This is a genomic window from Phocaeicola sartorii JCM 17136 = DSM 21941, assembly GCF_054653615.1.
This window is the reverse complement of sequence record NZ_BAAIFW010000005.1, coordinates 612,340-625,018: the sequence shown is the minus strand read 5'-3', so window position 1 is coordinate 625,018 and position 12,679 is coordinate 612,340. Positions and strand designations below refer to the sequence as shown.

12 protein-coding genes are annotated in these 12,679 nt (G+C 44.0%); 2 read left to right on the top strand and 10 right to left on the bottom strand.

Annotated features, from left to right (window positions below; translation table 11 throughout):
- Nucleotides 1-174: 174 nt before the first annotated feature.
- Nucleotides 175-1,176, top strand: a complete 1,002-nt coding sequence (locus ACYQ0C_RS02670) for a malate dehydrogenase (RefSeq protein ID WP_016275500.1) — start codon at nt 175-177, stop codon at nt 1,174-1,176.
- Nucleotides 1,177-1,253: 77 nt separating this feature from the next.
- Nucleotides 1,254-3,329, top strand: a complete 2,076-nt coding sequence (gene dnaG, locus ACYQ0C_RS02665; protein ID WP_016275499.1) for a DNA primase — start codon at nt 1,254-1,256, stop codon at nt 3,327-3,329.
- A 12-nt stretch (nt 3,330-3,341) separates the two neighbouring features.
- Here dnaG and folE read toward each other — a convergent pair whose 3' ends face one another.
- From folE to recG, 10 genes are all read right to left on the bottom strand, one after another.
- Nucleotides 3,342-3,935, bottom strand: a complete 594-nt coding sequence (gene folE, locus ACYQ0C_RS02660) for a GTP cyclohydrolase I FolE (protein ID WP_005840808.1) — start codon at nt 3,933-3,935, stop codon at nt 3,342-3,344.
- Between the two features lie 4 nt (nt 3,936-3,939).
- Nucleotides 3,940-4,398 (bottom strand): SPOR domain-containing protein, encoded by a 459-nt coding sequence (locus ACYQ0C_RS02655; RefSeq protein WP_016275498.1) that lies wholly within the window; start codon nt 4,396-4,398, stop codon nt 3,940-3,942.
- Nucleotides 4,399-4,495: 97 nt separating this feature from the next.
- The gene (gene tpiA / locus ACYQ0C_RS02650; protein ID WP_016275497.1) at nt 4,496-5,251 is read right to left on the bottom strand and encodes a triose-phosphate isomerase; all 756 of its coding nucleotides are present in this window, start codon (nt 5,249-5,251) and stop codon (nt 4,496-4,498) included.
- Between the two features lie 30 nt (nt 5,252-5,281).
- Entirely contained in the window at nt 5,282-6,589 is a 1,308-nt protein-coding gene (locus tag ACYQ0C_RS02645) for a BT_3928 family protein (protein WP_016275496.1), read from the bottom strand.
- Entirely contained in the window at nt 6,579-7,121 is a 543-nt protein-coding gene (locus tag ACYQ0C_RS02640) for a DUF1599 domain-containing protein (RefSeq protein WP_016275495.1), read from the bottom strand. The genes ACYQ0C_RS02645 and ACYQ0C_RS02640 overlap by 11 nt, the downstream gene beginning before the upstream one ends.
- Nucleotides 7,122-7,234: 113 nt before the next feature.
- Nucleotides 7,235-8,122: a M23 family metallopeptidase gene (locus ACYQ0C_RS02635; protein ID WP_025019511.1), complete on the bottom strand. Its 888-nt coding sequence runs from the start codon at nt 8,120-8,122 to the stop codon at nt 7,235-7,237.
- A 19-nt stretch (nt 8,123-8,141) separates the two neighbouring features.
- The gene (ndk, locus tag ACYQ0C_RS02630; protein WP_016275493.1) at nt 8,142-8,606 is read right to left on the bottom strand and encodes a nucleoside-diphosphate kinase; all 465 of its coding nucleotides are present in this window, start codon (nt 8,604-8,606) and stop codon (nt 8,142-8,144) included.
- A gap of 293 nt (nt 8,607-8,899) precedes the next feature.
- Nucleotides 8,900-9,370, bottom strand: a complete 471-nt coding sequence (locus tag ACYQ0C_RS02625) for a hypothetical protein (protein ID WP_016275492.1) — start codon at nt 9,368-9,370, stop codon at nt 8,900-8,902.
- Nucleotides 9,371-9,385: 15 nt separating this feature from the next.
- Nucleotides 9,386-10,498 (bottom strand): hypothetical protein, encoded by a 1,113-nt coding sequence (locus ACYQ0C_RS02620; RefSeq protein ID WP_016275491.1) that lies wholly within the window; start codon nt 10,496-10,498, stop codon nt 9,386-9,388.
- Between the two features lie 84 nt (nt 10,499-10,582).
- On the bottom strand, nt 10,583-12,679 hold the full coding sequence (gene recG, locus ACYQ0C_RS02615) for an ATP-dependent DNA helicase RecG (RefSeq protein WP_016275490.1): 2,097 nt from the start codon (nt 12,677-12,679) through the stop codon (nt 10,583-10,585).

The following is a 12,679-nucleotide window of genomic DNA, read 5'->3' as shown; positions in this document are numbered from 1 at the left end:
CATTCTGAAAGTCACCATCCTAAGATGATTATACGGGATAACTTTCTATTATCCCATATAATTTTTTAGAATAAGCACCTTTATAAAAGGTTTTGTAAATTTGTAGCCGGAAGAGAGAACATCCTCTCCCACAAAAGCGTTTATATTATACAAACTTTAAATAATAAAAGAATTATGGAATTTGTAACGAATGAAAAGCTGACAATCGTAGGTGCTGCCGGAATGATTGGCTCGAACATGGCTCAAACCGCTATTATGATGGGCCTTACTCCTAATATTTGTTTGTATGACCCATACGCTCCCGGTCTGGAAGGTGTGGCGGAAGAACTATACCATTGCGGTTTCGAAGGCATGAACATCACCTTTACTTCCGATATCAAGGAAGCCTTGACCGATGCCAAATATATTGTAAACTCAGGCGGTGCGGCACGTAAAGCCGGCATGACCCGTGAGGATTTGCTGAAAGGAAACGCAGCCATCGCCGAAGAATTCGGGAAAAATGTAAAAGCCTATTGTCCGGACGTGAAACATATTGTGGTTATTTTCAACCCGGCTGATATCACCGGTCTGATCACCTTATTATATTCAGGACTGAAACCATCACAGGTTACAACCCTTGCCGCCCTTGACTCCACCCGTCTGCGCAGCGAATTGTCCAAACATTTCGGCATCGCCATGGATAAGGTTGAGAACTGCCGCACGTACGGCGGTCATGGTGAGCAAATGGCTGTTTATGCTTCTACCGCTAAAGTAAACGGAAAAGCATTACTTGATATCATCGGTACTGATGCTTTGACAAAAGAACAATGGGCCGAAATACAACAGAAAGTGACTAAAGGAGGTGCCAACATCATCAACCTGCGCGGCCGTTCTTCTTTCCAAAGCCCGTCATACGTCTCTATCGAAATGATTGCTGCCGCCATGGGAGGAAAACCATTCCGCTGGCCTGCAGGAACTTACGTATCCAATGACAAGTTCGACCACATCATGATGGCTTGGGAAACTTCCATCACTAAAGACGGTTGCCACTTGAAAGAAGTGAAAGGTACGCCTGAAGAAGAAGCCGCACTGGAAAAAAGTTATGAACATCTTTGCGCTCTGCGCGATGAAGTGATTGCCATGGGTGTCCTTCCTCCGATTGCCGAATGGAACAAGCTGAATCCCAACATAAAATAATTCCGTTTACAATATTCCGTTAAAAACGTTGTCGGACTCACCTCCGGCGGCGTTTTTTTTGTATCTTCGCACCCGCAATGATAGACCAGCCCACCATAGACCGGATACTGGATGCCGCACAGATAGTAGATGTGGTATCCGAGTTTGTCACGCTGCGGAAACGCGGTGTGAACTTTGTCGGGCTTTGTCCGTTCCATGATGACAAGACCCCTTCATTCTATGTATCGCCGGCCAAAGGATTATGTAAATGCTTTGCCTGTGGAAAAGGTGGGAATGCCGTCCATTTCGTGATGGAACACGAACAGATGACCTACCCCGAAGCACTACGATGGCTGGCAAAAAAATACCATATAGAAATAAAGGAGCGCGAACTGACCGATGAAGAGAAACAAGTACAAAACATACGGGAAAGTCTCTTTGTAGTCAATGAGTTTGCCCGCGATTATTTTCAAAACACCCTCTACAACCACGCTGACGGAAAAGCCATTGCCATGTCTTATTTCCGCCAACGGGGCATTCGTGACGATATTGTCAAGAAATTCCAGTTGGGATACAGCACCACCTCTCCTGACGCATTGGCACAGGAAGCCCTGCGGAAAGGGTATAAAAAAGAGTTCCTGATCAAGACCGGACTTTGTTATGAAAAGGAAGACGGCAGGCTGCGCGACCGCTTCTGGGGGCGTGTGATATTTCCATGGTTCAATATCAGCGGAAAGGTGCTTGGCTTCGGCGGACGTGTGCTGGACAGCCGCACCAAGGGGGTAAACCAAAAATACGTCAACTCACCCGAATCCGAGATTTTCAGTAAACGAAAAGAACTGTATGGCATTTATCAGGCCAAAGCCGCCATTGTAAAAGCCGACTGCGTTTACATGGTGGAAGGATACACCGACGTTATCGCCATGCACCAGTGCGGACTGGAGAATGTGGTGGCCAACTCGGGTACAGCGTTGAGCGAACAACAAATCCGGTTGCTGCACCGCTTCACCTCCAATATCACCTTATTATATGATGGTGACGAAGCCGGCATAAAAGCCAGCATCCGGGGTATCGACATGTTGCTGTCGGAAGGCATGAACATCAAGGTACTCCTTCTGCCCGATGGAGATGATCCCGATAGTTTCTCCAGAAAACACAATGCCACGGAATTCAGAAAATACATTGACGACCACGAAGAGAACTTTATCCGCTTCAAGACCAATCTTTTGCTGAAAGACGCACAGAGAGACCCTATCAAACGGGCCGGATTGATATCGGACATGGCACGGAGCATCGGACTGATTCCGGATAAAGTCATTCGATATACCTGCTTGACAGAGTGTGCCACCCTCTTGAACGTAAACGAGCAAATTATCCTGGACGAGATCAAGAAGCATCTGCTTCAGCGGGACGACAACTACCTGGAACAAATCAAGAAAGAGAAAGAAGCGGTCACCACCGGGGTTCTGCCACCTGTGGATACAGTTCCTTTTCCTACCGACAGCATGCCTCCTGCCGACATGCCCCCCATAGGAGTGGATGATGATGTTCCTCCTCCGCTCCCTCCTGCAGAAACAGAAGCGGGGTATCAATCGTTTATTCCCCAGGAAGGACGGGAAAAGTACGTTTTTTATGTAAAAGAACAATTACTGCTTCAAACGTTGATACGCCACGGAGAGAAAGTAATGTGCTATGTAGAAACGGAAGAAAACACGGAGACTCCGCTCACTGTGATAGAATATATATCAATGGATTTGAAACAGGATGAATTACAGTTCCATAATCCGTTGCACCGGAAAATACTGGCAGAGGCAGAAGCTCATCTGCATGACTCCAACTTCACGGCGGAACGTTATTTTCTGGCACATCCCGACCCCACCATCAGCAAGCTGGCGGCAGATATGATAAATGACCGTTACCAGTTGAGCAAAAGCAACTCGCAAGCAATGATCAAAGACGAAGAGCGCCTGCACGAATTAGTGCCGCATCAGCTTATCGACTTCAAGCTTGCCATACTGGAAGAGGATATGAAATATACCCTGCAAGCTTTGAACAATCCCGAAGTGGCCGCCAATGCCGATAAGTGCCTTGAAGTCATGGCCCACTTTAAAGAATTAAGTGAACTGCAAAAAATCATGGCCAAGCGTGCCGGCGACCGGGTAGTACTAAAATAAAGGCATAACTCCTTACCGGTTATGCCGTATCAGATTCATAAACTCCTCACGTGTCTTGGCCTGGTTGAACGCCCCTGTGAAATCCGAAGTAGTGGTAATGGCATTTTGTTTCTCCACCCCGCGCATCTGCATGCACATGTGCTTGGCTTCGACCACCACCATCACCCCCAGCGGATTCAAGGTTTCCTGAATGCATTCCTTTATTTGCAGCGTCATGCGTTCCTGCACCTGCAAACGATGAGAAAACACATCAACCACCCGGGCAATCTTGCTCAAACCGGTGATATAGCCATTGGGAATATAAGCGACATGCGCCTTTCCATAGAACGGAAGCATGTGGTGCTCGCACAAGGAGAAGAAATCGATATCTTTCACTATAACCATCTGGCTATATTCTTCTTTAAATTTAGCTCCCAGTAAAATAGCATGCGGATCTTGTTCATAACCGCGTGTCAATGTCAGCATAGCCTTGGCTACACGCTCAGGAGTTTTCAGCAATCCTTCTCTTTCCACATCTTCGCCCAATAGCGATAAAATACTCTGATAATGGCCTTTCAACTGCTCGATTTTCTCTGCAGACCATTCGGGATGCAATAGTTCTTCCATGTTATTAGTCCAGGGGGATATTAATTTGTTCACGAACAATAGATACTTCTTTAAAAACACCGGTAGCCTTCAGACGGCGCATGGCGGCATCCGCTTCCTCAATACTACGGAAATCGCCAACACGACACAACCAGCGAGGGGGCTGGAAATAGGCATAGACAGGCATGTCGGGAAATTCCTCTTTCACCTTGGTGGCCACGTTATTGGCTTCATTACGAGCTACGCGCGAGTTGTTTCCAGCATAAACCTGAACACGATATCCTCTGGCTTTCAACATTTTCTGTTCACCTCCCGTAGTATTCCCCGTATGGATATTACCAATCAGCCCCGTTATTTCAGGGTCTTGATGGATGGTTACAGTACCTTCTCCGGCACGGTTGCGCTGCAAGCTTTCTACTATGTTCTGCTGTGCCAGTGCGGAAAGTCCGAGACTCAAAAAGAGTAGGATAAAAATGTATCTCATGTCGTTTTATGAATTTAGGTAAATCACCACAGATTACACAGATCCTCACAGATTGTTTGATGAAATTGCAAGTTTGAGTAATCTGTGGTGATATTAATTATTTGAATGCATCGATAATGCCTTTGAAGTCAACAACTTTCAAAGCAGCACCACCAATCAAACCACCGTCCACATCAGGATTAGCGAACAATTCCTTAGCATTAGAAGGCTTGCAGCTACCACCATAAAGGATAGAAGTGTTATCAGCAACTTCCTTGCCATACTTGTCAGCAATCAAAGAACGGATGAATGCGTGGATTTCCTGAGCCTGTTCTGCAGTAGCAGTCTTACCTGTACCAATAGCCCAAACCGGTTCGTAAGCCAGGATGATCTTACCGAAATCCTCGGCAGACAAAGAGAATACGGATGCCAGCTGAGCAGCAACCACTTCATTCTGTTTGTTAGCTTCGCGTTCCTCCAATACTTCGCCGATACAGAAAATCGGTTTCAAGTTGTTGGCCAAAGCCAATTTCACTTTTTCTTCCAGGATTTCCACTGTTTCGTGATAGTAAGCACGACGTTCAGAGTGACCTAGAATGACATATTCAGCACCTGTAGAAGCTACCATTTCAGCAGAAACTTCACCGGTATATGCACCTGATACTTTATCTGCACAGTTTTCCGCACCCACACCAATCACAGCTTTGTCAACGATAGGAGTAACAGAAGCCAAGTGGATAAACGGAGTACAGATCACTACATCACAATTGGGTTTGTCAGCAGCCAAAGCCTCGTTCAATTCTTTTGCCAGAGCAATACCTTCCTGAAGGTTCTTGTTCATTTTCCAGTTTCCTGCAACAATGTTTTTTCTCATTTTGTTTGTTTTGTTAAAGGGTTAATGAAATTATTTCGTTCGATTCTCTTTCAATTTCAGTTTCTTTTTCCTGTGGAAATGCTCCCAAATGACATCTACCATACTAAAGAACAACAACGGGAAGACAAACCATGCCAATACCAGCACCACTTTATGGCTGAAAGTCTTTTCATTGACTTGTGCCAAAGGCAGGTTTTCCAACCGGTCGGTCAGCACGTATTCATCGGGCAGGTTGTTCACGCTCCACTTGTTTATAACCACACCGTTCTTCAGCAGCATCAGTCCGGGGTTAGAACGTATCATGGTTTTCAGCGTAATGTCATCCATCAGGCAGAAAGGATACTCGGCCCCAGTACGCTCCTGCCAGTCTTCAATGTCACTATCGGGTGATGAAGTGAGACAGTAGAATTGATATCCATGCTCCACACTATAATCATACAGTTCATTGATCAGGTCTATGGAACTGTCGTCCGCCTGGCTCAGCTGGTGCGCCACCAACAGGAAAGTATACTTATCATCCGTCAAGATCTCATCCGTCACATCCTCCCCGTCTTCTTGCCGGATAATAGAGAAGTCACGGATAGGCGGTTCGTATCCCTGCTCCTTCACCACCGTTCTTGAATCCACAAAAGTCCATGTGCTGTCGGGATAATCATCTAATGTAAATTCTTTCTCCACTCCGTTTTTCTGAAGAATAAAGCGAGTGTCATACACAGTCGGTTTCGCTCCTTCCGGAATTTCCATCCCCTTACGTATATCGGTTCCGATACGATAAGGGCGAAAATCAAAGACAGGCAATTCACGGTAACAATACAGGGTCATCCCCAAAATATAAAGAAACGCGTACATAGCCACCAGCCAGTCAAAACGCTTTGTCACCAAGGGAGTTATGCGGTTTCCCCATTTAAAGACGGAAACCGCCGCTATCAACAAAAGTACATTCTTCCCAAAAGTTTCCCAATTGGTCAAGGTCACAGCATCGCCAAAGCATCCGCAGTCCGATATCGGATTGGAAAGCGCCAACCATAAAGTGAGCGGAGTCATCACGCCCATGATCACCACAACAAACAAGGTAGTCATTCTCCGGCGGATGCCAAACAACAGGTATATTCCCAAACAAAACTCAACCATCGCCTGCAATACAGACGCCAGAAACGGGAGGAAGGCAGGCACCAAAGCAACCCAGCCGAAGGCCTCCAGATAGTCCTGAATTTTATATTGGGTACCCAGCGGATCCACCGCTTTGACAAAACCGGAAAATATAAATACCAGCGCCAGCAGAAAACGGCAGGCGTTTGTCCAGATTCCAACGATACTATGTGACTGTTTACTCTCCAAATTCCAACTTGATCAATCCGAATACTGAATAATTAATCATGTCCATGTAGTTGGCATCAACACCCTCTGATACCCATGTGGCTCCATCATGACCTTCAATCTGCTTGGTGCGATAGATCTTCATCAGAATCAAATCAGTATATGAGCTGATACGCATGCTGCGCCATGCCTCGTCATAATCGTGGTTCTTGGCCAACATCAGCTCCAATGCCTGTTTGGCATACCGGTCATACAGTTCCAAAGCACGTTCTTCAGTCATATCATCCGTTTCGGCATATCCCAGTTCCAGCTGGACCAGTCCGATGATTCCATAATTCACGATAGCGATAAATTCCGAACGGATGCCTTCATCCACCATCGTCACTCCTTTGGTTTCGATACTGCGGATGCGGTTTGCCTTGATAAATATCTGGTCGGTGACAGACGAGGGGCGCATGATGCGCCATGCCGCACCGTAATCGTGCAGTTTTTTTGCAAACAAATCACGGCAGATAGCTATTACATGTTCAAATTGTTGTTTCGTATCTTTCATCATACTCTATGATTAGGCGACAAAGTTACGCATTTTTCTGCTTAAGCGTAAACAAAAAGGCGGAAAAGAATACTCTTTTCCGCCCTATTTTGTATTTCTTAATTAACTAAAGCTTAAGAACATCTTAACACTTGCCCCGGACGAAGAATCGTTCTGCGGGTAATGTGGTTCAACTTGCACAAAGCATCAATAGATGTACCTGTTTTCTGCGCAATGCGACTCAAGGTATCTCCACTTCTTACTTTATGATAACGGATGGTACCATCTGATGAAGCCAACAAATTCACGTTCTTACTGTTCGTATTACGCTGGTATCTGTTATTACCTTTTCTAAACAAATAAGAATCGGCTACGATATCCTGTTTTTCAAAATCAAATAAAAGCGCCGGATTAATGGCTTGTCCCAGAAAACGGGTTTCAAAATGAAGATGTGATCCGGTAGAGCGTCCTGTGTTTCCTCCCAATCCGATGGGTTCTCCTGCTTCCACGTATTGGTCTTCGTCCACAATCTGCTTCGACAAGTGACCATATACAGTCTCCAGACCGTTTTCGTGGCGGATCACCACATATTTTCCATATCCGCGGCGTTCATACTTCACCATGCGCACCTTTCCACTGAAAGCGGCACGAATGGTATCTCCGATATATACTTTTATATCCAGTCCATTGTGCATACGACGACGGCGGGGACCAAATTTAGAAGTTATTTTCGTGTGTTCTGTCGGCATACGGAAGCCGGTCATATCAATACGGAAAGTATCAGGGATCGTAACAGTATTACCATAAGCGTGTACACGCTCGTTACTCCAGTTCGGATAGAGACTATATGCAGGGTAAGCTGACTTCTCCGCCTTTATCTGACGAATCAATGCAACAGAATCCACTGCTTTCAATTTTCGGTCGATGGGTGCCTGGCGTGCCAGCAAGTCCTGTCCTGACACATTCAGGCTGACTAGGGCGAAGGCTGCCGCTGCGACTACTTTAACACATTTCAAAATCATCCGTTTTTTTGTTTTTCTTTTAATATTCGTCATTCGCATAAAGGAAGCCGAACACGGCTTGTTTATACTCGAATATCTCTTCTGGTTTAAAAAATCGTTTCAATTCCACTTCGGCGGTCTCCGGCGAATCGGATGCATGGACTATATTTTCCTGAAAGCTCATGCTGTAATCTCCACGGATAGTTCCGGGAGCCGCCAGACGTCCGTTAGTAGGACCGGTTAATGTTCTCACTACTTGAACAGCGTCCACACCTTCAAAGCAACATACAATAACGGGGCAAACCATCATTGCGTCTTTCACACGCTGAAAGAACGGCTTCGAGCTTAAATGAGCGTAATGTTCGCTAAGCACTTCATCCGTCAACTGAACCATTTTCATTCCGGCTAAACGCAGGCCTTTCCTTTCAAACCTGTTAGTAATCTCACCTACCAAGCCTCTCTGCAACGTGCAAGGCTTCAAAATAACCAGCGTTTTTTCCATCATAATATTCGGTTCTTTTAAGGTTTATTCTGTGCTTCTTCTCAAAAATTCTCCCAAAGATAGAGATTTTCCTTGAGAAACAAGGTACTTCTTTAACTCTTTTTTTATGTAAGTTATATGCAAAAGGTGGACAGAAAGTCCGGAAACCACTATAAATAAGGGGGAAGCGCTGCAAACATGTTATGCAACATACATCCTTATTTTTAACAAAAGTACAGGATACAATATACTGTTACAAGCTCCATCACATTCTACAGGTACAATTTAAAAAATAGCAATCTATAAGTATAAAAGATTTAATAAAGAGCATATTGAAATACATTTTCAATCTTATTATCAGTTACAACATAGACCTTACCGTTTTCCTTTTCAATAGAACCTATCCCCCACTTCCCTTGTTTATCTTCTGACAATATGACATTAATATTTTTAGAAAAATCATATTCCTTAATATAATGGTTTACTACAGGCTGAGTAGCAACAGAAATCACAACTAATAAATTTCCACAGTACCTAGACGCACTTAATTTTTTAACAAAGCTTATAAAAGTTCCAATACAATCTGAACATTCAGAATTCATCACATAAATATATCCACTAAATCCATCAGGAAAATATTCTGTCACCGGAGTTAAATTAAGCAAACCTTTATCTTGGGAAAGCAAATACAGACCATCACTTTCATTTAGACATGACTTAGAAGTATGATTACTCATACATCCAGAAAGCAAGAATATAAAAACAAATATGAGTTTTATCATTTTCATAAATGTAAAATGTAATTATTCTCCCGTATTTGTAGGAGTCAATTTAATCAATTTCGGATTATTTTCTTCATCTTTTATTGTAGCATAAAAAACATTAGGTTCAGAAACTGACACACTTAATGTATTAATCCTTACGGGAGCACTATAACTTTTCAGAAAGTTACCATTCCAGTCAAAACATAAAATATAAGAATAATAATCCTTGACATTATCCCATATTATACTTCTTCCAGTATAAATAAAATATAGTTTGTCATTAAAGATAGTAAATCCAGTGTAGGCTTCAGGCTGATCCATTCCTTTATAACACACATCATGTTTACCGTTATTATCAATACTTATGCTTAATTTTGTTTCAGGAAGCATGACAGGCCCAAGCACATTTTTGACGAGTTTTAAATCAGAATTATAAAATTCTATCGAAGAAATATCAAAGGATGCAAAAAATATTTTTCCTAAACAGGCATTTGCACCTAAAAGCCCTTGCCCTACATTAACTGTCATATAATCGAAATCCATAGGTATAGAAGGATTAGGATTCTTATCGGTCATCGCAATAATTCTAGGTGGTTGTTGATCTATTCCTGCCTGTTGGTGAACATAATGGAATGGATTGATACACAAAATGGAATCTCCGTAAGATACCGGAGCACTTGTGACTATGATACTTTTTGAAAACGAAGCCAATTCTGGATTATAATTGGAGTTGCTCAAAACTTTATCAATTTCCACATTATATAGCCGTCTATTAATATAATCAGTAACACGCATTACATTACCTTCATAGATCATTTGCGCAAATAACAATTCTCCAGGTCCTTCTCCAAAAGGTAATTTTCTTGCAATAAGGTTCCGATTTCGAATGTTATAAAAATCCAAGAAATTCCCAGCTGCTTTTTTATTTTCAACAACTAGAATAGTATCCGCATAAACATAAAATCGATTTGAATAGATACTATCAAACGGATACCATACATCATGCGCCTCTAGTGGAACTGCATTAGAAAGAGCCTGTTCCTCAAGAAGAACAGAAATAGAATCGTCAACCACCCGTTTTGAACAAGAATTCATCACGACTACCAATACGACTATTATTATACATCTAAATATATAGATAAATGTTTTCATCACAAATTAGCATTTAAGTAACAATTTGAACGTTTTATCATACAATATAAACCACCTTCTTCAAAACTCCGTAATGGTGATATTTTAAGAGATAGCCGCCCAATTTATATTTGTTTTACGCAACGCCTGCAACTGTTGCCAAAGAATAGCATTTTCCGGACGAGTCCCTGCGGGATCCTCATCTACAATCCGACTTGCCACCTCACGGACATATTGCAATAATTGTCCGTCACGGGCTATATCGGCAATCTTCAGGTCAAAAGCAACCCCACTCTGCTGGGTTCCCTCCAGGTCACCGGGACCGCGCAACTTCAAATCGGCTTCCGCTATCTCGAAACCATCATTGGTCTGCACCATTATCTCCAACCGCTTGCGGGTTTCTTCGGTCAGTTTGTACGTGGTGACCAAAATACAATAAGACTGATCGGCTCCGCGGCCTACACGCCCACGCAACTGATGCAATTGTGAAAGCCCGAAACGTTCGGCGTTTTCAATGACCATCACCGAGGCGTTAGGGACATTCACCCCTACCTCAATCACTGTAGTGGCCACCATAATCTGAGTTTCACCACTGACAAAACGCTGCATCTCAGCATCTTTCTCCACCGGCTTCATCTTACCATGCACCTTGCTCACCCGGCAATCGGGGAATTCGGCACAAATCAGTTCATACCCCTCTTCCAGATTCTTGATATCCATCTTCTCACTCTCCTTTATCAAAGGATAAACAATGTAGATCTGCCGACCTTCCTCTATCTGTTTACGAATGGAAGCATAAAGACTGGCGCGGCGGTTGTCAAACTGATGGATCGTCTGAATGGGTTTACGGCCCGGAGGCAACTCATCAATGACGGATACATCCAAATCGCCATATAACGTCATAGCCAGGGTACGGGGAATAGGAGTAGCCGTCATGACCAACACATGAGGCGGACAGACGTTCTTACTCCATAACTTGGCACGCTGAGCCACCCCGAAACGATGTTGCTCGTCTATAATCACCATTCCCAAAGAAGAAAAGCCCACGGTATCTTCCAGTACGGCATGGGTACCTATCAGAATCTGGACATCTCCCGTCAACAAATCCTTCAATATCCTCTCACGCCTCTTTCCTTTGACGGAACCCATCAGAAGTTCCACACGCACATCCATGCCAAACAGGAATTTCTGAATGGTCTCATAATGCTGAGCGGCAAGAATTTCGGTGGGAGCCATCATACATGCCTGATAGCCGTTGTCCAGTGCAATGAGCATGGACATCAGTGCCACCAGCGTTTTTCCGCTTCCTACGTCTCCCTGCAACAAGCGGTTCATCTGCCGGCCGCTTCCCATATCCTTCCGTATCTCCTTTATCACCCGTTTCTGTGCTCCGGTCAGCTCAAAAGGAAGATTTTGTGAATAAAACGTATTAAAAATCTCGCCCACCCGCTCGAAACGAAGCCCCCGGTATTTGCGCTGCCTGTCCTTGCTGTAACGCAGGATATTGAGCTGCACATAAAACAGTTCTTCAAATTTCAAACGATATTGAGCCTTCCGAAGCTGTTCGGGGTTCTGAGGGAAATGAATATAGCGGATAGCCTCATCCAAAGACATCAGATGATGCTCCTCCACCAACTGCGGAGGTAATGTTTCGGCAAGAGGCTCTTGTAATAAGGCAAGCGCATTCTTCATCAGTTTCTCCACCCCGTGAGAGTTCAAGAAACCGCGCTTCATCCTTTCCGTCGTGTTGTAATAGGGTTGCAGCCCCATCGTCGATAAGGTAAGTTCGCCGGAAGGATCCATGTCGGGATGGGCCACGTTGATACGGCCATTGAATACGGTCGGTTTGCCAAAAACGATATACTCTGTCCGGGTCTTATAATGCTCTAACAGATACTTGATTCCTTGAAACCAGACTAAATCAATAACGCCCGTTCCATCCGAAAAATGACCGACAAGCCTGCGCTGTCTTCCCTCACCGAAAGTCTCAAAGCTGAGGATTTCACCTTTCAACTGGATATAGGGCATGTTGCCGTCTATTTCATGAATATAATAAAGGCGGCTGCGGTCTACGTATTTATAAGGGAAATAGTACAACAAGTCATGCAAGGAAAACAGATTCAATTCCTTGTTCAAGACGGTTGCACGCTGCGGACCTACTCCTTGCAAATATTTTATGTCACGCGTAGTGATGTCGAACAT

Excerpts from the sequence above, each read along its gene's own strand:
- ACYQ0C_RS02670 (WP_016275500.1), top strand. The coding sequence starts at position 175 with ATGGAATTTGTAACGAATGAAAAGCTGACAATCGTAGGTGCTGCCGGA.
- ACYQ0C_RS02640 (WP_016275495.1), bottom strand. The coding sequence starts at position 7,121 with ATGAAAGATACGAAACAACAATTTGAACATGTAATAGCTATCTGCCGT.
- ndk (WP_016275493.1), bottom strand. The coding sequence starts at position 8,606 with ATGATGGAAAAAACGCTGGTTATTTTGAAGCCTTGCACGTTGCAGAGA.
- dnaG (WP_016275499.1), top strand. The coding sequence starts at position 1,254 with ATGATAGACCAGCCCACCATAGACCGGATACTGGATGCCGCACAGATA.
- ACYQ0C_RS02625 (WP_016275492.1), bottom strand. The coding sequence starts at position 9,370 with ATGAAAATGATAAAACTCATATTTGTTTTTATATTCTTGCTTTCTGGA.
- folE (WP_005840808.1), bottom strand. The coding sequence starts at position 3,935 with ATGGAAGAACTATTGCATCCCGAATGGTCTGCAGAGAAAATCGAGCAG.
- ACYQ0C_RS02635 (WP_025019511.1), bottom strand. The coding sequence starts at position 8,122 with ATGATTTTGAAATGTGTTAAAGTAGTCGCAGCGGCAGCCTTCGCCCTA.
- recG (WP_016275490.1), bottom strand. The coding sequence starts at position 12,679 with ATGTTCGACATCACTACGCGTGACATAAAATATTTGCAAGGAGTAGGT.
- ACYQ0C_RS02620 (WP_016275491.1), bottom strand. The coding sequence starts at position 10,498 with ATGAAAACATTTATCTATATATTTAGATGTATAATAATAGTCGTATTG.
- tpiA (WP_016275497.1), bottom strand. The coding sequence starts at position 5,251 with ATGAGAAAAAACATTGTTGCAGGAAACTGGAAAATGAACAAGAACCTT.
- ACYQ0C_RS02655 (WP_016275498.1), bottom strand. The coding sequence starts at position 4,398 with ATGAGATACATTTTTATCCTACTCTTTTTGAGTCTCGGACTTTCCGCA.